Genomic DNA, 20,230 nt, shown 5'->3' with positions numbered 1-20,230 from the left:
CGCTGGCCGGGTGCCGTTCTCCGCCCCGGGCCTCCCCGGCCTGCCGCCCGACCTCGCCGGGCCGGTCGCGGTGCAGCTGGCCAAGCCGGTGCGCGACCTGCCGACCGGCGACGCGCTGCCCGGCGGCTGCCGGTACGAGCCGAAGTGGGACGGCTACCGGCTGGTCGTCGTCCGCGGCGCCACCGGCACCCGGCTGTGGTCCAAGCAGGGCCGCGACCTGACCGACCGCTTCCCCGACGTCGCCGCGGCCGCCCTCGCGCAGGTGCCGGCCGGCACGGTCCTCGACGGCGAGGTGGTCGTCTGGAACGGCGAGCGGCTGGACTTCGGCCTGCTCCAGCGGCGCCTGGTCACCCCGCCGTCGCGGATGGCCGCCCTGGCCGCCGCGCACCCGGCCTCCTACGTCGCCTTCGACCTGCTCGCCGCGGGCGGGGCCGACCAGCGCCGCCGCCCTCTGCGCAGCCGCCGCGCCGCGCTCGAGGAGCTCGCCGGCCGGTGGGTGCCGCCGCTGCAGCTCTCCCCCGTCACCGCCGACCCGGCCGAGGCGCGGCAGTGGGCCGCCGACCTGCGCCCGCTCGGCGTCGAGGGCGTGGTCGCCAAGGGCGCGGCCACCCGCTACGCCGGCGGCCGGCGGGAGTGGCTCAAGGTCAAGACGTGGGACACCACCGAGGTGGTCGCCGGCGGCGTCATCGGCACCCTCGACGGGCCGGGCCAGCTGGTCGCGGGCCGGTACCGCGACGGCGAGCTCGTCGTCGTCGGCCGCACGGGCCCGCTCACGCCCGCCCAGTCGGCCGAGCTGGCCGCCGTGCTCACCCCCGCCGGGGAGGACCACCCCTGGCCGGAGCGGATCGGCACCGGCCGCTTCGGCGGCGGGCGGCTGTCGGTGGCGCTGACGCGGGTCGAGCCGACCGCCGTCGTGGAGGTCAGCGCCGACGCCGCCCTGACCGCCGGGGTGTTCCGCCACCCGCTGCGCTTCGTCCGTGTCCGCCGCGACCTGCGGCCCGAGGACGTGCCCCCCGCGGACTAGCGGCCGGGGCGCTGCCGGTCACGGGCGCTGGGGCAGCCGCCCGAGCGACACCAGGAACCGGCGCAGCAGCCCGGACAGCTGCGCGAGCTCGGCCTCCGACAGCCCGGCCAGCATGCCGCGCTCGGTCTCCAGGTGGTCGGGCAGCGCGGCGTCCAGTGCCTCCCGGCCGGCCCGGGTCAGGGTGACGACGACGGCCCGCCCGTCGGCCTCGCTGCGGGTGCGGGTGATCAGCCCCTTCTCCTCCAGTCGGTCCAGCCGCTGGGTGATCGCCCCGGAGGTCACCAGGGCCGTGCGCATGAGCGCGGTCGGGGTGAGCTGGTAGGGCTCCCCCGCCCGGCGCAGGGCGGCGAGGACGTCGAAGGACGGCGCGTCGAGGCCGTGCCGGGCGAAGGTCGCGCGCTGGGCGAGGTGCACCTCGCGCTGCAGCTGGGTGATCCGGCCGATGACGCCCATCGGCGAGCAGTCGAGGTCGGGCCGCTCCCGGGCCCACTGCTCGAGGATGAGGTCGACGGCATCCTCCACCCCGGTACCTCAGCAGTGAGACAACGGCAGCGTCAAGCCGCCCCGCGGCCGGACGACGGGGCGTGCAGCGTGGTGGCCAGCCGCACCGTCAGCCCGCCGACCGGGCCCGGGAGCAGGTCCACGGAGTCCCACAGCTTGCGGGCCAGCCACAGCCCCATCCCTCCGGCCGCGAGGTCGTCGCCGTGCGCGGGCGCGAAGCCGGCGAAGGGGTCGTCGTGACCGCGCCCGGAGTCGGTGACGGTGCAGACCACGCTCCGCTCGTCGGCCCACACCCGCGCCGAGACGGGCTGCCGGCCGTGCCGGAAGGCGTTGGCGGCCACCTCGCTCGCGGCGAGGTGCAGATCGGCGCGCTGGTCGGGGTCGGGGACGACCGCCGCCAGCACCTCGCGGAGGGCACCGCGCAGGCGGGGCAGCGTGGGGACGTCGTCGACGGCGAAGACGGGCGTCCCGGTCTCGAGCGGCTCCCGGGCGGCGGCCAGCTCGCGCAGGCACGGATCGGGCAGCACGTACTCCGAGTTGCTCACCCGCAGGCCGCCCATCAGCAGCTCGGGGTGGGTGGCCCGGGCGGTGTCCAGCGCGTCGTCCGGGACGTCGGACCGGTCGTAGACGCACAGGGCGGTGACCGGCAGCGCCGCGACCAGTGCGTTGGAGGCCGCCTCGTAGCGCCGGATCTCACGCCAGTGCCGGGGGTCGGGGCCGAACGTCGTCACGGCCAGGACGCGCAGCCGGCCCGAGCCGCTCGCCACCGCACGGTCGAGCGCGGTCCGCAGCACGCCCACGGCGTCCGGGGCGCGGGCTCCCAGCAGGCAGACCCGCCCGTCCACCTCGACGGCGCCGGCCCGGACCCCGAGTGCCCGGCGGACGGCGTCGGCCGCCTCGGGCGGGGCGGCGAGCACCGGCAGGTCACCGGCGCGCAGGCCCTCGTCCAGGAACGCGGCGGCGACGTCGACGACCTCGCCGGGGCCGCGCACGAGCGCGGCGCTGTGCCGCAGGCCCGGACCGGCGGACGCGGACGCGGCGGGGTCCGACGCAGGCGCGTCCGATCCCGCTCCGGCCCTCGCCGGCGGCGTCCCCGTGCCTCGGTCCACTGGCCCCTCGACCACCCCGGGGCCGGGACTGCTCCGGCCCATCTCCCCGATTGTGGGCCACGTCCCCGGGTGATCGCTCCCGGGGTCGGCTCCGGGTCCTCCGGACGGGGCGGGCGGCGCGCCGTCGGACCCGGCTCAGGCGCTCTCGAGCACCCCGCCCAGGGCCAGCACCCGGCGGGGCGCGCTGCCCTCGGAGGTGGCGATGTCGAGCCGGCCCCGCCGGGCGGCGGCCGCGGCGCGCAGCTCCAGCGCGAGGCCCACACCGGCGCTGGCCAGGTAGGTGACCTCCCGCAGGTCGAGCACCGCCCGCCCGCCGGCCGGCAGATCCTCCAGCGCCCGCAGCGCCTCGGCCCGCAGCGCGGCGGCGGCGGCCAGGTCGACCTCGCCGGACGCCGCCAGCCGCAGGCCGTCCGGCCCGCGGGAGACGGTCAGCCGGGCGGGCTCCCCCGCCTCCGCGACAGGCCGCAGCCGGACCGGCGGCGCGTCCGGGCCGGGGCCGGCCGGGACGAAGCGGAAGCGCACGGTGGTGCCGGTGCCGTCCGTGCCCTCGTCGTCGGGCGTGCGGGCGACCTCGACGTCGGTGGCCAGCGCCGAGATGAGCTCCAGGCCCCGGCCGCGGTGGCCCCGGTCGGCCGGCGCGGGACGCCACACGCCCTCGTCGCGCACGCAGACGTCGACGCTGCCGTCGGCGGTCCGCTCCAGGCGGTACTCGCAGCGCCCCCCGCCGCCGTTGCCGGCGTAGGCGTGCTCGACGGCGTTGGCCAGCGCCTCGCCCAGGGCCAGCTGCAGGTCGTCGACGCCGTCCTCGGACAGGCCGGCCGCCCGGGCCCAGGCGGTCACCGCGCGCCGGACGCCGCGCAGCCGGGCGGGGTCGGCGGGCAGCGTCTCGTGCAGCGGCGGCGGCGTGACGCGCACGGCGATCACCGCGACGTCGTCGGGCAGCGCCGTCTCGTCCAGCACGCCGGCGAGCAGCGCGCGGGTCAGCCCGGCGGGGGCGACGTCGGAGAGCGCGGCGGCGGCGTCGGCGACCCGCTGCAGGCCGGTGTCCAGGGGCTCGCCGCGGCGCTCGACGAGGCCGTCGGTGTAGAGCAGCAGCGTAGTGCCGGGCGCGACGTCGACCGACCCCTCGGCGTAGGGCCGGCGGCCCGGGGCGCCCAGCACCGCGCCGGCACCGTCCTCGAGGAAGCCGGCGCGGCCGTCGGCGACCAGCAGCGGCGGCGGGTGCCCGGCCCGGGCGTAGCGCACCGTGCCGGCCCGCCAGTCCAGCACCAGGCACGCCGCCGTCGAGGCGAGCGAGCCGGGCAGCCGCGCGGCGAAGCGGTCGAGCAGCTCCAGCGCCTCGGCCGGCGCGCAGCCCTGCAGCAGGGCCGCGGACAGCGCGCTGCGCAGCTGGCCCATGACCGCCGCGGCCGACGGGCCCTGGCCGACGACGTCGCCGACGGCGATCCCCACGCGGTCCTCGCCGAGCTCGACGACGTCGTACCAGTCGCCGCCGGCGGACGTGCCGGCCGCGCCGGGCAGGTACTGGGCGGCCAGCGCCAGCCGCTCGAGGCGGGGCAGCTGCGAGGGCAGCAGGCTCAGCTGCAGCGTCTGCGCGATGCCCTGCTCGGCGCGGTAGAGGCGGGCGCGGTCGAGGGCCTGCGCGCACTGCTCGGCGACCGCGAGCAGCATGCCGCGCTCGGCCGGGGAGAAGGAGCGCGGCTGCGGGAAGCCGACCCCGACGACGCCGACCACCCGGCCGGCCACCAGCAGCGGCAGCGCCACGGTGGCGGCCAGGCGGAACGAGCGCAGCGTCTCGGCCTGGTCGGGCGCGAGGTCGCCGCGGGCACCCGGCCAGTCGGCCATGTCGTCGATCCAGAGCGGCCGGCGCTCGGTGACCGCCGTGGTGACGGCGAGCGGCGCCGACAGCGGCAGCGCCGACCACCGCGCCCGGTCGACCGGGTCGTCGCCGGTGAGGGAGAGCAGGAGCAGGCCGCGGCCGGTGTCGTCGAGCTCGAAGACCCCGGCCCGGGCGTCGTGCCCGGCCAGCGTGACCAGGTGGCCGGCCGCGACGCGGGCGACCTCCTCGGGCGTGGTGGCCGCCGACAGCTCGGCGGTGACCCGCTGCAGCAGCCGCAGCCGCCGGGCGGTCGCCCGCTCGTCGGCCAGCAGCAGGGCGTTGTCGAGGGCCAGCGCGGCACGGGCGGCGATCTCCTCGACCAGCGCCCGGTCGTCCTCGTGGAAGGCGGCGGCGTCCCCCCGCCGGCCCAGGGACATGACCGCACGCACCCGCCCGCGGACGCTGAGCGGCACGACGAGCGCCGAGTGCATGTCCAGCCGGATGCCGTCGTCGCCCCCCGACTGCCGGGTGCGCAGCACCGGGGTCCCGGTACCCAGCACCTCCAGGCCGATCCCGGCGTGCGGCTCCAGGTGGTCGAGCGCGACGCGTGCGCCGGGGTCGACGCCCGCCCGCCCGGCGTAACGCAGGCGGCCGTCCTCCCCCACCACCCGGACCGAGCACACGTCGGCCAGTCGCCGCTCGACCAGCAGGCGGGCGAGCTCGGCGAGCTGGCCGTCCACCTCGGTCTCGCGGTCGAGCGCCGTGCCGACCCCGGCCAGCAGCGTCTGCCGCTCGGTCTCCTGGTACCGGGCGTTGATGTCGGTGCAGCTGCCCACCCAGCCGCCGGGGCCGCCGGTGCCGCCGATCGGGACCGCCCGCTCCAGCAGCCAGTGCCAGGCGCCGTCGGCCCGGCGCAGCCGGAACTCGACCTCCCAGCCCTCGCCGCGGGCGGTGGCCGCGGCGACGGCGGCGTCGTAGCGCTCCCGGTCCTGCGGGTGCAGGCCCTCGCGCCAGCCGTCGCCGAGCTCGGCCGCGTCGGGGCGGCCGGTGTAGGCGGTCCAGCCGGCGTTGAGGAACACCCGCCGGCCGTCGGGGCCGGCCACCCAGATCAGCGCCGGGGCGAGGTCGGCCATGGTGGTGAACCGCTCCTCGGCCTCCCGCCGCGCGCGGCCCAGCTGCAGGTGGGCGTCGACCCGGGCCAGCAGCTCCTGGGCGGAGAACGGCTTGACCAGGTAGTCGTCGGCGCCGGCGGCCAGCCCCTCGACCGCGGCCTCCTGGCCGGCCCGCGCCGAGAGCAGCACCACCGGCACGCGCGCGGTGCGCGGGTCGGCGCGCAGCGCGGTGAGCAGCTCCATGCCGTCCATCCGCGGCATCATCACGTCGCTGACGACGAGGTCCGGCGGGTCGGCGAGGGCAGCCTCGAGCGCCGCCCGGCCGTCGGAGACCGCCCGCACCTCGTGCACGGGCGCGAGCAGCCGGACGACGTAGTCGCGCATGTCGGCGTTGTCGTCGGCGACCAGCACCCGGCCGGCGCGCACGCCGGGCACCGCGGCGGGGACCGGCCCGCCGTCGGGGTCGTCGCCGGGCAGCCAGCGCAGCGCCTCGGTGACGAACGGGGTGGCCGCCGGGGACACCGCCGGTGCCTCCGCCCGCCCGGGGACGACGCGGTCGGCCGGCAGGTGCGCGGTGCCGGTGGGCACCGTGACGGTGAACGTGGTGCCGACGTCGGGCGCGCTCTCGAGGTCGACCGTCCCGCCGTGCAGCCCGGCCAGCTCGCGCACCATCGCCAGGCCGATGCCGCTGCCCTCGCCGGAGCGGGCGCGGGCGCCGGAGACGCGGGCGAACCGCTCGAACAGCCGGGGCAGCTCGGCGGCGGGGATGCCGGTGCCGGTGTCGGCGACGGTGAGCACCGCGGCGCCGTCGCGCTCGCGCAGCCGGACGGTGATGCCGCCGGTGAAGGTGAACTTCAGCGCGTTGGAGAGCAGGTTGAGGACGACCTTCTCCCACATGTCCCGGTCGACGTGCACCGGCCCGGACAGCGGCGGGCAGTCGACGGTGAGCGCCAGCCCCGCCCGCTCCACGGCCGAGCGGAAGACGCTGGCGAGCTCGGTGGTGACCGCGGCGAGATCGACCGGCTCGAAGCGGGCGTCGATGCGGCCGGCCTGCAGCCGGGAGAAGTCGAGCAGGGTGTTGACCAGCTTCTGCAGCCGCAACGCGTTGCGCTCGACGACCTCGAGCTCCTGGACGGCCCGCGCGTCGGCGGCGAGCGCGGGCGAGGACCGCAGCTCCGCGACCGGGCCCATGATCAGCGTCAGCGGCGTCCGGAACTCGTGGCTGACGTTGCTGAAGAAGTCGGTCTTGGCCCGGTCGAGCTCGGCGAGGGCCTCCGCGCGGCGCCGCTCGGCCTCGTAGGCGCGCGCGTCGGTGACCGCGGTGGAGACGTGCCCGGCCACGAGGTCGAGGAACCCGCGGTGGGTGGCGTCGAGCGCGCGGTAGGGGCAGACGGCGAGGACGAGCACCCCCGCCGTCTCCTCCTCCCCGGACACCGAGACGGGCAGCACGACGGCCCGGTCGGGGACGGCGGGCCCCACGGTGCAGGGCCGCAGCCGGTCGGAGGCGGCGAGACCGTCGCAGACCTCCGCGGCGCCGGTGCGCAGCACCCGCCGGACGACCTCGTCCACGGCGGCCGGGAGCACCCCGTCCGCGGCGGGCGTGCCGGGCTCCGCGCCCGAGACGGCGACCGGGCGCAGGTCCTCGCCGTCGTCCTCGCGGAGCAGGGCCACGGCCGCGGGCACCGTGTGCCGGTGCCGGTCGAGCACCGTGACGGCGGCCCGGCAGGCCTCCGCGGCGGTCGTCATGGCCGCGGCCGACAGCTCGCCCAGGTCGCCGAGCACGCGCAGCCGGCGCTCGCCGAGCACCTGGTCGGTGGTGTCGGTGGCGACGACGAAGACCCCGCCGACGCCGCCGCTCTCCTCGGCGATCGGGCTGTAGGAGAACGTCCAGTACGTCTCCTCCACGTAACCGTGGCGCTCGAGGAGCAGCATCTGGTCCTCGTTGTAGGTGGCACCGCCGCCGCCGAGCACCTGGTCGGCCAGCGGGCCGAGGTCGTCCCAGGCCTCGGGCCACACCTGCGAGGCCGGCCGGCCCAGCGCCGACGGGTGCTTGTCCCCGAGGGTGGGCAGGTAGGCGTCGTTGTAGAAGTCGATGAGGTCGGGGCCCCACCACACGAGCATGGGGAAGCGCGAGGTGAGGCAGATGTCGAGCGCGGTGCGCAGGCTCTGCGGCCAGGACTCCCGCGGACCGAGCGGGGTGGACGACCAGTCGAGGGCCGCCACGCGCTCGGCCATGCCGGGGCCCCCCGCTCCGCCTCCGGAGGGGGACGTGCGGGGACCGAGCGCGTCCCCGGTCACCGCGCCACCACGCTGGGCAGCCTAGGCGCTGCCGGGGGCGGGTGCTCCGGTGCGTCCCGCCAGGCCGTCGAGAACCGGACGGTCCAGTCCGGTCGCGGCGGCCACCTCGGCGTCGTCGACGGCGCCGCAGTCGAGCCCGCGCAGCACCACGCCGGCGAGCGCGCGGGCGGTGGCCGGCTCGTCGAGCACGCCGGCGTCGGCCCGCTCCACGTAGGCCGACAGCCGGGCGGCCGCGGCCGGCAGCGCGCCGCGGAAGAACGCGTAGGTGGCGAGGTACCGGGTGACCAGCTGGGCGGGGTGCAGGTCCCAGCCCTGGTACAGACCGCGCTCCAGCGCCCGGCGGACGAGGCCGGCGTGCACCCGCCAGCCGGCGTGCACCTGCTCCCGCGGGCCGACGGGCAGGACGTTGGTGGACCCGTCGACGGCCCGGGCGCCGGTGCCCGCGACGGCGACCTGCATGAGCTGCTTGGCGAGGTCGAGCGCCGGGTGGTCGGAGGACTGGTGCGCCGCCGCGATGCCCAGCGCCGCGCTGTAGTCGTAGGTGCCGTGGTGCAGGCCGGTCAGCCGCGGGCCGGCGGCGTGCACCATCCGCGCCAGCGTCACCGCGCCGTCGCCGCCGAGCACCGCCTGCGGCGTCTCCACCTGCAGCTCGAGGTCGAGGGCGACGCCGTGCGCGGCCTCCAGCGCGTCGAGCACGGGCAGGAAGGCGCGCACCTGCTCGACGTCGGTCACCTTGGGCAGGGTGACGGTGGCCCTCGTGGCGCTCCCGGCCCCCAGGGAACCCAGGAACAGGTCGAGGGAGCGGACGCCGCGGCGGCGGGTCGGACCCTCCAGCGACTTCGCCCGGATCCCGACCGACGGCGGCGCGGCGCCGGCGGCGAGGTCGGCGGCCACCGCCTGCGCGGCACGGACGACGTCGCCGTCCTCGGCGTCGGGGTGCCCGCGGTAACCGTCCTCGGCGTCGACCCGCAGGTCCTCCACCGGCTCGGCGGCGAGCTTGGCGCGCACCCGGGGCAGCACCTCGTCCAGCAGCGCGCCGTCGTACCCGAGGTCGGGCAGGCCGTGCTCATCCAGCGCCGCGAGCGCCGCGGCGCCCCACGCGGCGGCCAGCCCGGGGACGACGGCGTCGGCGGGCACGTAGCAGGTGTGCACCGGCTGCCGGCCGGGCCGCTCCCCCCGGTACGCAACCGCGCGGGCGGCGTCGACCGGGGCGAGGCGGCGGTCCAGCTCGGCGTGGACCTGGTCGTCGAGCACTAGGAGACGAGCTCGTAGGCCGGCAGCGTCAGGAAGTCCGGGAAGTCGTCGGCGAGCGCGACCTGCTCGAACAGCCGGCGGGCGTCGTCCAGTCGCGGCAGCTCCCCGATCCCCGCGACCTCCTCGGCGACGACGCGGCGCACCAGCTCCGCGGTCACGGTCTCCCCCGTGTCGAGCTCCACGCCCGCGTGCACCCACTGCCACACCTGCGAGCGGCTGATCTCGGCGGTGGCGGCGTCCTCCATGAGGCCGTGGATGCCGACCGCGCCGTTGCCGCCGAGCCACGCGGCCAGGTAGCGGATCGCCACCTCGACGTTGGCGCGCAGGCCGGCCATCGTGCGTCCGCCCGGGACGCCGGCGACGTCGAGGAGCTGGGCCGCGGTGACCGACACCTCGGGGCGCTGCCGGTCGAGCTGGTTGGGCCGGTCGCCGAGGACGGCGTCGAAGGCCTCCCGGCAGACGGGCACCAGGTCGGGGTGAGCGACCCAGGAGCCGTCGAAGCCGTCGCCGGCCTCGCGCGTCTTGTCCTCGCGGACCTTGGCCAGCGCTCGCTCGTTGGCCTCGGCGTCGCGGCGCGAGGGGATGGCCGCCGCCATGCCGCCGATCGCCATGGCGCCGCGGCGGTGGCAGACGGCGACGAGCTGGTCGGTGTAGGCGCGCATCATCGGCGCGGTCATGGTGACCGCGGCCCGGTCGGGCAGCACGAAGTCCGGCCCGGCCTCGCGGAAGACCTTGATGACGCTGAACAGGTAGTCCCAGCGCCCGGCGTTGAGGCCGGTGGCGTGGCTGCCCAGCGCGTGCAGCATCTCCTCCATCTCGAACGCCGCCGGGATGGTCTCGACGAGCATCGTGGCCCGGATCGACCCCTCGGGGATCCCGAGGGCCTGCTCGGCGTGGTCGAAGACCAGCTTCCACAGCCCGGCCTCGAGGTGCCCCTCCATCTTGGGCAGGTAGAAGTACGGCCCGCTGCCGCGGGCGAGCTGCTCGGCGGCGTTGTGGAACAGGTACAGCCCGGCGTCGACCAGTGCGCCCACGGCGGGCTGCCCGTCGACCAGCAGGTGCCGCTCGGGCAGGTGCCAGCCGCGGGGGCGGGGCACGATCGTCGGCAGGTCGCCGTCCTCGCGCAGCCGGTACTCCCGGCCCTCCGGGGTGGTGAACGCGAGCGTCCGGCGGACGGCGTCGCGCAGCACGAGCTGCCCGGTGACGACGTTGCGCCAGTGCGGGGTGTTGGCGTCCTCCAGGTCGGCGAGCCACACCTGGGCGCCGCAGTTGAGCGCGTTGACGGCCATCTTCGGCTCGGTCGGGCCGGTGATCTCCACGCGGCGGTCGACCAGGCCGGGCGGCGGCGGGGGCACCCGCCAGTCGCCGTCGCGGATCCCCGCGGTCTCGGGGCGGAAGTCCAGCCACCGGGCGGCGGCGATCTCGGCGCGGCGGGTGGCGCGGGCCGCCAGCAGGGTGTCGCGCTGGGGGCCGAAGCGGCGCTGCAGGTCGGCGACGAACTCCAGCGCCTCCGGGGTGAGCACCTCGTCGGCCCGATCGACGTCGGGGCCCTCCACGCGCACGTCCGTCACCGCTGCGTCCTCTCCTCGGCCGGCCGGGCTGCCATCCTGTCACCGTGTCCCGCCTCGACGAGTTCAACAGCGAGCCCGCCGACGCCGCCGTCGAGGCGCTCCGTGGCTGCAACGCCGCCCCCCGCTTCGCCGCCGGGCTGGTCGCCGGCCGCCCGTTCCCCGACGCCGACACGCTGGTCCGCCGCGCCGGCGAGGTGGCCCGCGCGCTGCCGTGGGACGAGGTGCAGATGGCGCTCGCCGCGCACCCGCGGATCGGCGACCGGGTGGAGGGCTCCTCGGCCGAGGCGCAGGCCTCCCGCCGGGAGCAGGGCTCGATGGGCGGCGCCGACGACGACACCCGCGCCGCCATCGTCGCGGGCAACCGCGAGTACGAGGAGCGGTTCGGCCACGTCTACCTGATCCGCGCGGCCGGCCGTTCCCCCGACGAGATGCTCGCCGAGCTGCGCCGCCGGCTGACCAACGACGAGGACGCCGAGCGCGCCGAGGTGGTCGAGCAGCTCGCGCAGATCACCGAGCTGCGGGTGCGGGGGCTGGTGTCGTGAGCGTCTCGACGCACGTCCTGGACGCGGTGGCGGGGCGGCCGGCGGCCGGGGTCGCCGTCCGGCTGTTCGCGGGCGACGACCTGCTCGCCGAGGGCGTCACCGACGACGACGGCCGGTGCCGGCTCACCGAGGAGGCCACCGCGGCCGGCCCGCACCGGCTGGTGTTCGGCACCGGCGCCTGGTTCGAGGCGCGCGGGACGGCGGCGTTCTGGCCGGAGGTGACGCTGACCTTCGCCGTCGCCGAGCCCGCCGCCCACCACCACGTGCCGCTGCTGCTGTCCCCGTTCGCCTACTCGACCTACCGCGGGAGCTGAGGGCGCGGTTCCACGTGCAACACCCGCGCAACCGGAGTGCGGCAGGCTGCGCGGCATGGCGATCGTGCTCGGACCCAACCAGTACGGGAAGGCGGAGGTCCGCGTCGTCGCGGTCGACCGCAGCGGCCCCCGCCACGAGGTGGCGGACCTGAACGTCAGCACGAGCCTGCGCGGCGACTTCACCGCCGCGCACACCGAGGGCGACAACGCGCACGTCCTGACCACCGACGCGCAGAAGAACACCGTGTTCGCCTTCGCCCGCGACGGCGTCGGCTCGCCGGAGGCGTTCGGCCTGCGGCTGGCCCGGCACCTCGCCGGCTCCTACGACTGGATCACCGGCGCGCGGGTCGCCGTCGAGTCCTACGGCTGGGAGCGGATCGCCGTCGGCGGCCGGCCGCACGACCACGCCCTCCGCCGGCCCGGCGGGGAGGTGCGCACGGCGGTGGTCACCGTGGACGGGGACGAGGCGCACGTGCTCGCCGGCCTGACCGACCTCGTCGTCCTCAAGACCACCGGCTCGGAGTTCTGGGGCTACCCGCGGGACCGGTACACGACGCTGCCCGAGACCCGTGACCGCGTCCTCGCCACCGCGGTCACCGCCCGGTGGCGCCACACCTCTGCCGAGCTGGACTGGGACGCGCACTTCGACGGCGTCCGGACGACGCTGCTCGAGACCTTCGCCGCCACCCACTCCCGCGCCCTGCAGCAGACGCTGTACGCGATGGGCGAGGCGGTGCTCGAGCGCTTCCCCGACGTCGCCGAGGTGCGGATGTCGATGCCCAACCGGCACCACTTCCTGCAGGACCTCTCCGCCTACGGCCTGACCAACACCCCCGGTGAGGACGACGTGCTCGTCTACCACGCCGACGACCGCCCCTACGGCCTCATCGAGGGCACGGTGCTGCGCGACGACGTGCCGCCGGCGGAGGTCGCCTGGCTCGGCACGCCGGGCTTCTGCTGACCCCCGGTCCCGCCGGGGCGGTCGTCGTCCCGACCGCCCCGGCGGGAGGTGCGGCGCTCAGCCCGCGGTGAAGGCGGCGACGGCCTCCTGCAGCTCGCGCGACGTGCCCACCAGCTCTGCGGCGGCCGCGCGCACGCCGCCGAGGCCGGCGTCCGTCTCCCGGGTCGCGGAGGCGACGTCGCCGACGGAGGCCGCCACGGCCCGGCCGCTGCGGGCGGCCTCGCCGATCGACCGGCTCATCTCGTTGGTCGTGGCGGTCTGCTCCTCGACGGCCGCGGCGATCGTCGTCTGGATGCCGTCGATCTGGGCGATGACCTCCGCGATGCTGCCGATGGCCTGGACGGCACCCCGGGTGCCCCCCTGGATGGCCTGCACGCGGCGGGCGATGTCCTCGGTGGCCCGCGCGGTCTCCTGCGCCAGCTCCTTGACCTCGTTGGCCACGACCGCGAACCCCTTGCCCGCCTCCCCGGCCCGCGCCGCCTCGATGGTCGCGTTGAGCGCGAGCAGGTTGGTCTGCTCGGCGATGCTGGTGATGGTCTTGACGACGGTGGCGATCTCCTCCGAGGACGTCCCGAGCTCGGCGACCGTCGCGTTGGCGCTCTCCGCGGCCGCGACGGCGGTCCCGGCGATGCGGGCGGCCTCCGCGGCGTTGTGCGCGATCTCCCGGATCGAGGCGCCCATCTGCTCGGCTCCGGCGGCGACCGCCTCGATGCCGGCGCTGACCTCGGTCGCCGCGGCGGTGGCACTGCCCGCCTGCTCGGTCGAGCGCTCGGTGGTGCCGGCGATGGCCTCGCTGGTCGACGACAGCTCCCGGGCGGAGCGCTCGAGCGCGCTCGAGGCCGCACCGACCTCGGCGACGACCCCCGCGACCCGGTCCAGGGTGTCGTTCACCGCGGCACCGAGCCGGTCGAACTCGTTGCCGGTGCCCCCGGTCGCCAGGCGCTGGCGGAGGCTCGCGGTGCCGAGGACCTCGGTCATCTCCCGCAGCGGGCGGGTGATGCTGCGCGAGACCAGCAGGGAGAGGCCGAGCATGGCGGCCAGCACCGGCACCGACCACAGCGCCATCGAGGCGAGCTCGCTGCGGACCGCGCCGTCGAGGTCCTCGACGTAGAGACCCGAGCCGACCACCCAGTCCCACTGCTCGTAGCCGGCGACGTAGGAGATCTTGGGCTGCGGGTCCTCCTCGCCCGGGCGGGGCCACATGTAGTCCACGAAGCCGCTGCCGTCGCGGGCCACGACGTCGACCATCTCCACGAACAGCGCCTTGCCGTCGGGGTCGCGGTTCCCGGACAGGTCGGTGCCGTCGAGCTCGGGCTTGATGGGGTGCATGACCATCGTCGGCGACATGTCGTTGATCCAGAAGTACTCCTCGCCGGCGTAGCGCAGCTCCCGCACGGCGTCCATCGCCGCGGCCTGCGCCTGCTCCCGGGTGAGCACCCCGGCGGCCTCCTGCGCGCCGTAGGCGGCCACGGTGCCCAGGGCGGTCTCCACCGCCGTGCGCGCCTGGGCGCGCTGCTCCTCCTCGATCGTGTCGCGCACGGCCAGTGCGCCGATGACCGCGACCGTGGCCATGCCCACGACCGCCGCCAGCACCAGCGCGAGCAACCGGGTGCTCACCCGGAGTCCGCGCAGCCGTCCCGTCATCCCTGCTCCTCGTGTCCGCGGTGCCGTCCGTCCGGGGAGACTTCGCCCGGATCGGAGCGGCGTTGAGCGGAGATCCGGGAAAGTGCGGTGACCCGTCCCCGGCCGCTCGCCATGTCGACCCGGGCAGGTCCGTGTGGCCGGCGCCGCCCGGCTTCTGCTGAGGTGGCACCCGTGAGCGACGAGCGCGAGGTCCTGACCTACGAGCTGTTCGGCGGCGCGGCCCGCGAGCTGGCGCAGCAGGTGGCCGACGACGGGTTCGAGCCCGACCTGATCCTGTCGATCGCCCGCGGCGGGCTGTTCCTCGGCGGGGCGCTCGGCTACGCGCTCGACGTCAAGAACCTGTTCGTGATGAACGTCGAGTTCTACACCGGCGTCGACGAGCGGCTGGAGCTGCCGGTGGTGCTGCCGCCGACGCTGGACGCCGTCGACCTGACCGGCGCACGGGTGCTCGTGGCCGACGACGTCGCCGACACCGGCAAGACGCTGGAGCTGGTGCGCGACTTCTGCGCCGGCTACGTCTCCGACGTGCGGACCGCGGTCGTCTACGAGAAGTCCCGGTCGCTGGTCAAGTGCGACTACGTGTGGCGCCGCACCGACGCGTGGATCGACTTCCCGTGGTCCTCGCAGCCCCCGGTGCGCACCCGCAGCGCCCGCCCGCCGCACTGATGGCGGTCGAGCTCGAGCCGCTCACCCCGGAGAACGTGCGGGCGGTGTGCGACCTGCGCGTGGCCCCCGGCCAGGAGCACCTGGTGGCGCCCAACGCCGTCTCGATCGCCGAGGCGTACGTGTACCCGCAGGCCTGGTGCCGCGCGGTGCGCTCCGACGGGCGGCTGGTCGGCTTCGTGATGCTCTGGGACTCCCCCGAGGAGCTCGGGCACATGCTGTGGCGGCTGATGGTCGACGCCTCGGCGCAGGGCCGGGGCATCGGCCGGCAGGTGGTCGGGCAGGTGGCCGCGTACGTGCGCGCGCAGGGCGTGCGGGAGCTGCGGGTCAGCGTCGTCGACGGCGAGGGCGGCCCGGAGCCGTTCTACCGCTCGCTCGGCTTCGCGCGTACCGGCGAGATGGCCGACGACGAGCCGGTGCTGGCCCTCGGACTCTGAGCCGCGGCTGCGACGTGCCGGGTCGGCCCTCCTGCAGGGTCCCGCCGCGAGCGTGCGAGTGGCGGGGGACAGGAGGGTCCTCCTAGTAGCGGAAGCGCGCGACCGACGACGCCAGCCCGGCGGCCATGCGGGCCACCTCCTCGATGGCGGCGCGGGCGTCGCCCATCGCCTGCGTCGTCGCGCCGGCCGCGCCCGCGACCTCGGCGATGTTCGCGGCGATCAGCTCGGCGGACCCGGCCGCGGCGGCCACGTTGCGGTCCATCTCCGCCGTCGTCGCGGTCTGCTCCTCGACCGCCGCGGCGATGGTCCCCTGCGAGCGGTCGATGACGGAGATGACCGAGGTGATCTCCCCGATCGCCCGGACCGCACCGTCGGTGTCGGCCTGGATGGCCTGCACGCGCCGCGCGATGTCCTCGGTGGCCCGCGCGGTCTCCTGCGCCAGCTCCTTCACCTCGGTGGCCACGACGGCGAACCCCTTGCCCGCCTCGCCGGCCCGCGCCGCCTCGATCGTCGCGTTGAGCGCGAGCAGGTTGGTCTGCTCGGCGATGCCGGTGATGACCCGGACGACGTCGGCGATCTCGGCCGAGGACGTGCCGAGCCGCTCCACCGAGGCCGTCGTCTCGCCGGCGACCGCGACGGCCTGCCCGGCCACCCGGGCCACCTCGGCGGCGTTCTGCGCGATCTCCCGGATGCTCGCGCCCATCTGCTGCGAGCCCGCGGCGACGGTGGAGACGGTCGTGGACACCTCCCCGGCGGCGGTGGCGACGACGCCGCTGCGGGTGGAGGAGCTGTCGGCCAGGCGGGCCATGTCCGCGGCGCTGGCCGAGAGCTGCTCGGTGGCCGCGGCGAGGGTGGCCGACCCGTCGCCGATCGCGGCGACGACGCCGCGCACGTCGGCCAGCGCGGTCTCCAGCGCGACCGCCATCCGGCCGACCTCGTCGCCGCTGGTCACGCCGCTGCCGCCGCGCAGGTCGCCGTCGGCCATCCCGGCCACGACGGCGGCGACCCGGCGCAGCGGCCGCACCACCGAGCGGGTGACCGCCCAGCCCAGCGCCGCGAGCACCAGCACGCCGGCGAGGGCGACGACGACGGCGAGGGTGACGGCGGTGTCCCGCTGGTCGGCGCTGGCCCGCGCGGCGTCGTCGGCCCGCGCGTGCACGGCCTCCCCGACGGCGGGCAGGTCGTCCTCGAGCACGGCGAACGCGGCGGCGAACTCCGGGTAGGCCGCGCGGGCGGCGGCCGGGTCGCGGCCGGCCAGGGTGACGATGCGGTCGGCGCTCGCGAGGTAGGCCTCGACCTCCGGCGTGACCTGCTCGACGGCGGCCGCGACGTCGTCGCCCAGGCCGGAGGAGCCGACGGCGGCGAGCACCTCGCGGAACGTGGCGTCGTGCGCGGCGAGGTCGGCGACCGCGCCGGCGTACTGCTCGCCGGTGCCGGTGAGCAGCGCCTGCAGCACGTCGCCGCGGACGGCGTCGTGCATCATGTCCGCCTCCAGCGCCTGCCCGGTGGCGCGCGTGGTGACCAGCAGGACGTCGGTGCGCTCCCCGGTGCCGCGCAGCGCGGAGACGGTGAGGACCGCGAAGGCGGCCAGGGCCAGCGCCCCGACGGCGACGAGCGCGGCGAGCTTGACGCCCAGCGGGCGGTCGGACCAGGAGCGGACCACGGGGGCCTCCTCGCGAGGGGACGGCCGGTGCCGTCGCGAGGTCCATCGGCATCCGCTGGAGCGACTACAGCGGAAACGCCGCAGGTCAGCCCGGCCGCAGCACGTAGAAGCGGAAGAAGTCGTGCTCGACGGGCAGCACGTCGACGCCCGCGAACCCCGCCTCCCAGGCGTACGCGGCGAGCGTCGCGGGCCGCATGACGGTGCCGGTGCCCGCCGAGGGCCGGGTGGACAGCCCGTCGGGCAGGCAGCAGGTGAGGCTGTAGCCGTACATCAGCCGGTCCACGTCCCCGCCCGGCGCGGTGAACGTCTCGTCGACCTTCTCGTCGGCCACCAGGACCGTCCCCTCCGGCGCGACCAGCCCGCGGACCGCCGACAGCACGCCGACCGGGTCGGCGAGGTCGTGGACGCACTCGAACGCCGTGACCAGGTCGTAGCCGCCGTCCCGCTCGCCGAGGGCGGCGACGTCGGCCACCGTGAAGGTGACCCGGTCGGCCACCCCGGCGGTCTCGGCCGCCGCGCGCGCCTGCTCGATCGAGGGGGTGTCGACGTCGAACCCGTCCACCCGGGCGGCCGGGTAGGCGGTCGCGATGCCGATCGAGGACCAGCCGAGCCCGCAGCCGACGTCGGCCACGCGGCCACCGGCCCGCAGGGCGGCGTCGACGTCGGGCAGCGCGGGCAGCACCTCCGAGCCGAGCGGCCCGGCGAAGAAGGGGCGGTTGGCAGCGGCCTGCGCCTCCCGGGCGTCGCGGCCCATCTCCGCCCAGCCCAGGCCGGTGCCCTCGCGGTAGACCCGCTCCAGCCGCGGGACGTTCCGGACGAAGGCCATGGCCGCCCAGGCCAGCGGGACCGTGTAGAGCGGGTCGAGCTCGTCGACCAGCACGGCGCCGTAGCCGGGCGGCAGGGCGTAGCAGCGCTGCTCGGGAGCGGCGGCCGGGTCGTCGACGGCGAGGACGCCCGCGACGGCCTGCTGCTCGAGCCACTCGCGGGCGTAGCGCGGGTCGGTGCCGGTGCGCTCGGCCAGCTGCGCGGCGGTCGCCGGGGCCCCGTCGAGCGCGCGGTACCAGCCGAGCCGGCGGCCGAGCTCGACCGCGGCGACCTCGAGGGCTGCGGTGACGGAGGCGACGAGCCGCTCGGACAGCGCCTCGGGACCGGGGAGGGACGTCGTCATGCCCCCGCACCGTGGCCCGCCCGCGGCCGCGGGTCCAGCGTGCGCGTCCCCGGTCAGCGGCGGGTGGACACCGTGACGGTGAACCGGCGGTCGTGCGCGGCCGTCCGTGTGGGGCCGACCACGCGCCGCAGCGCCGCCCGGTGCGGCAGCCGGTTGTTCCAGACCGCCCACAGCTCCCCGCCGGGGCGCAGCACCCGCGCGGCGGCGGTGAACAACCGGTCGGCGGCGGCGGTGACCACCGCGGCGCCCAGGTGGAACGGCGGGTTGCAGACGACCAGGTCGGTGCCCGCGTCCGGCAGCGTGGCGGCCGCGTCGTCGCGGAGCACCCGCACCCGGTCGAGCCCGGCGCGCGCCAGGGTGGCCCGCGCCGAGGCGACGGCGGCCGCGGACTGGTCGGTGGCGGTGACCGTCAGGTCCGGCCGGGAGCGGGCGAGGACGGCGGCGAGCACGCCGGTGCCGCAGCCGAGGTCGAGCGCGGTGCGGGCCTCCGGCGCGGCGCCCTCCAGCGCGGCGACCAGCAGGCGCGTGCCGTCGTCGACCCGGGTGCCGGCGAAGGCCGCGCCGTGCGCGCAGACGTCGAGGCCGAGGGCGTCGTCGTGCCGGCAGCGCGGGAAGGAGGAGCGGACGCCGGGCCGCGGCCCGCGGGCCACCAGCAGCCGCGACTTCTGCCGCGCCAGCGACGCCGACACCTCGGTGAACCCGGCGCCGAGCACGTCGTTCATGCCGTGCGTCATGTGCTTGACCCGCCCGCCGACGAGCACGGTGACGGCGGGGTCGGCCGCGGCGGCGGCCAGCTCGGTGAGCTCGCGCAGCGCGTCGAGGGCCTTGGGCGCCTTGGCCAGCACCAGCGTGGCGCCGTCGAACAGCTCGGCGGTCAGCGGCCCGGACCCGTACGCGCCGGCCAGCCCGGTGCGCGCGGCGTTGCGGGCCAGCGCCTGCTCACCGACCAGCAGGTCCTGGTGCACGCGGACGTCGCGGGCACCGGCCGCGACCGCGCCGAGGGTGAGCGCGCCGTACGCGTCGTCGACGACGACCACCCGCTGCCGCGACAGGTCCGGCGCGGTCTCGCGGGCGGTGTCGAGCAGCAGCCGGTCGGTGGCGTCGACGGCGACCAGGTCGGGCGCCTCGACGTCGGGCTCGCGCCGCAGCAGCGCGAGCACCTCGTCAGGGGTCACGTGGCGGCGACGAAGGAGGCGACGACCCGGCCGAGCTCCGGGCCGACGTCCTCCTGCAGGAAGTGCCCGCCGCCGCGCAGGGTCGTGTGCGGCATGCCCTGCGCGCCGGGCACCAGCCGCTGGAAGACCCGGTCGCCGCCCCCGGTGATCGGGTCGGCGTCGGAGAACGCGGTGAGGAACGGCCTCTCCCAGCGCGACAGGACCTCCCACGCGGCCCGGTTGGCGGCCGCGGCGGGGTCGTCGGGCGCGGTGGGCACCAGGCTCGGGAACACCCGTGCGCCGGCCTTCGACGCCTCGTCGGGGAACGGCGCGTCGTAGGCGGCGACCACCTCGGGCGGCAGCGGGGCGACGGTGCCGTTGGCGACGACCCGGCCGACGTCGAAGGCGTCCGCGGTGGCCGCGAAGCGCTGCCAGGCGAGGAACGCCTCGCTCATCGGGGTGTCGCCGGTGGGCAGGCCGGTGTTGGCGACGACGACGCGGGCGAACCGGTCGGGGTGCTCGGCGACCAGCCGCAGCCCGACGAGCCCGCCCCAGTCCTGGCCGACCAGCGTGACGCCGACCAGGCCGAGACCCTCGAACAGCGTCTGGCGCATCCACTCGACGTGCGCCGCGTAGCTGTAGGCGGCCGGGTCGGTCGGCTTGTCGGAGCGGCCGAAGCCGACCAGGTCGGGCGCGACGACGCGCAGGCCGGCGGCGGTGAGCTCGGGGATCACGTGCCGCCAGAGGAACGACCAGGACGGCTCGCCGTGCAGCAGGACGACGACCTCGCCGTCGGCCGGCCCCACGTCGACCACGGCGACCCGCAGCATCGTGCCCTCGCCGGCGTCGAAGGTGACGTAGGTCGGCGGGTACGGGAAGTCCGGCAGCGCGGCGAACCGCTCCTCCGGCGTGCGGACGACGTCCATTCCCGACCTCCCGAGGCAGTGGAAGCTCTTCCTCCGTCCTGGCGCCCAGGACGTGCGTAGAGCTTCCTAT

16 protein-coding genes are annotated in these 20,230 nt (G+C 77.0%); 6 read left to right on the top strand and 10 right to left on the bottom strand.

What is annotated here, in order from left to right:
- Positions 1-10: 10 nt before the first annotated feature.
- A complete protein-coding gene (locus BUE37_RS19915; protein WP_073422172.1) occupies positions 11-1,024 on the top strand; it encodes an ATP-dependent DNA ligase in 1,014 nt (337 codons plus the stop codon).
- 18 nt (positions 1,025-1,042) lie between these two features.
- Here the strand turns inward: BUE37_RS19915 and BUE37_RS19910 are convergent, their stop codons facing one another.
- The 5 genes from BUE37_RS19910 to aceB all read right to left on the bottom strand — a co-directional run bounded on the left by BUE37_RS19910 (position 1,043) and on the right by aceB (position 10,688).
- Complete coding sequence (locus BUE37_RS19910; protein ID WP_073422171.1) at positions 1,043-1,546, bottom strand: MarR family winged helix-turn-helix transcriptional regulator; 504 nt, start codon at positions 1,544-1,546, stop codon at positions 1,043-1,045.
- A 32-nt stretch (positions 1,547-1,578) separates the two neighbouring features.
- Positions 1,579-2,676 (bottom strand): anti-sigma factor RsbA family regulatory protein, encoded by a 1,098-nt coding sequence (locus BUE37_RS19905; protein WP_083628944.1) that lies wholly within the window; start codon positions 2,674-2,676, stop codon positions 1,579-1,581.
- 93 nt (positions 2,677-2,769) lie between these two features.
- Positions 2,770-7,800 (bottom strand): SpoIIE family protein phosphatase, encoded by a 5,031-nt coding sequence (locus BUE37_RS19900; RefSeq protein WP_073422170.1) that lies wholly within the window; start codon positions 7,798-7,800, stop codon positions 2,770-2,772.
- A gap of 84 nt (positions 7,801-7,884) precedes the next feature.
- Entirely contained in the window at positions 7,885-9,117 is a 1,233-nt protein-coding gene (locus BUE37_RS19895) for a DUF6986 family protein (protein ID WP_073422169.1), read from the bottom strand.
- Positions 9,117-10,688 carry a malate synthase A gene (gene aceB / locus BUE37_RS19890; protein ID WP_073422168.1) on the bottom strand — a complete coding sequence of 524 codons (1,572 nt, stop codon included), beginning with the start codon at positions 10,686-10,688 and terminating at the stop codon, positions 9,117-9,119. The genes BUE37_RS19895 and aceB overlap by 1 nt, the downstream gene beginning before the upstream one ends.
- Positions 10,689-10,732: 44 nt before the next feature.
- On the opposite strand from aceB, the gene uraD reads away from it, so the two are divergent.
- The 3 genes from uraD to pucL are packed head-to-tail and all read left to right on the top strand — an operon-like array spanning position 10,733 to position 12,505.
- Entirely contained in the window at positions 10,733-11,230 is a 498-nt protein-coding gene (gene uraD, locus BUE37_RS19885; RefSeq protein WP_073422167.1) for a 2-oxo-4-hydroxy-4-carboxy-5-ureidoimidazoline decarboxylase, read from the top strand.
- The gene (uraH, locus tag BUE37_RS19880) at positions 11,227-11,544 is read left to right on the top strand and encodes a hydroxyisourate hydrolase (RefSeq protein ID WP_073422166.1); all 318 of its coding nucleotides are present in this window, start codon (positions 11,227-11,229) and stop codon (positions 11,542-11,544) included. The genes uraD and uraH overlap by 4 nt, the downstream gene beginning before the upstream one ends.
- A 55-nt stretch (positions 11,545-11,599) precedes the next feature.
- Positions 11,600-12,505, top strand: a complete 906-nt coding sequence (gene pucL, locus BUE37_RS19875) for a factor-independent urate hydroxylase (RefSeq protein WP_073422165.1) — start codon at positions 11,600-11,602, stop codon at positions 12,503-12,505.
- A gap of 57 nt (positions 12,506-12,562) precedes the next feature.
- Here the strand turns inward: pucL and BUE37_RS19870 are convergent, their stop codons facing one another.
- A complete protein-coding gene (locus tag BUE37_RS19870; protein ID WP_073422164.1) occupies positions 12,563-14,149 on the bottom strand; it encodes a methyl-accepting chemotaxis protein in 1,587 nt (528 codons plus the stop codon).
- A gap of 171 nt (positions 14,150-14,320) precedes the next feature.
- Between BUE37_RS19870 and BUE37_RS19865 the strand changes: the two genes are divergently transcribed.
- Positions 14,321-14,815 (top strand): phosphoribosyltransferase, encoded by a 495-nt coding sequence (locus BUE37_RS19865; protein ID WP_073422163.1) that lies wholly within the window; start codon positions 14,321-14,323, stop codon positions 14,813-14,815.
- Complete coding sequence (locus BUE37_RS19860) at positions 14,815-15,249, top strand: GNAT family N-acetyltransferase (RefSeq protein WP_073422256.1); 435 nt, start codon at positions 14,815-14,817, stop codon at positions 15,247-15,249. The genes BUE37_RS19865 and BUE37_RS19860 overlap by 1 nt, the downstream gene beginning before the upstream one ends.
- 82 nt (positions 15,250-15,331) lie before the next feature.
- Here the strand turns inward: BUE37_RS19860 and BUE37_RS19855 are convergent, their stop codons facing one another.
- The 4 genes from BUE37_RS19855 to BUE37_RS19840 all read right to left on the bottom strand — a co-directional run bounded on the left by BUE37_RS19855 (position 15,332) and on the right by BUE37_RS19840 (position 20,160).
- Positions 15,332-16,912, bottom strand: coding sequence for a methyl-accepting chemotaxis protein (locus BUE37_RS19855; RefSeq protein ID WP_073422162.1), 1,581 nt, complete (start codon positions 16,910-16,912; stop codon positions 15,332-15,334).
- Between the two features lie 85 nt (positions 16,913-16,997).
- The gene (locus BUE37_RS19850) at positions 16,998-18,080 is read right to left on the bottom strand and encodes a class I SAM-dependent methyltransferase (protein ID WP_073422161.1); all 1,083 of its coding nucleotides are present in this window, start codon (positions 18,078-18,080) and stop codon (positions 16,998-17,000) included.
- Positions 18,081-18,133: 53 nt separating this feature from the next.
- Positions 18,134-19,255 (bottom strand): class I SAM-dependent methyltransferase, encoded by a 1,122-nt coding sequence (locus BUE37_RS19845; protein ID WP_073422160.1) that lies wholly within the window; start codon positions 19,253-19,255, stop codon positions 18,134-18,136.
- The gene (locus tag BUE37_RS19840) at positions 19,252-20,160 is read right to left on the bottom strand and encodes a haloalkane dehalogenase (RefSeq protein ID WP_073422159.1); all 909 of its coding nucleotides are present in this window, start codon (positions 20,158-20,160) and stop codon (positions 19,252-19,254) included. The genes BUE37_RS19845 and BUE37_RS19840 overlap by 4 nt, the downstream gene beginning before the upstream one ends.
- Positions 20,161-20,230 lie beyond the last annotated feature (70 nt).

This window comes from Geodermatophilus nigrescens, assembly GCF_900129495.1.
GTDB lineage: Bacteria > Actinomycetota > Actinomycetes > Mycobacteriales > Geodermatophilaceae > Geodermatophilus > Geodermatophilus nigrescens.
The sequence above is the reverse complement of the archived record's forward strand: the minus strand, read 5'-3'. Positions and strand labels throughout refer to the sequence as shown.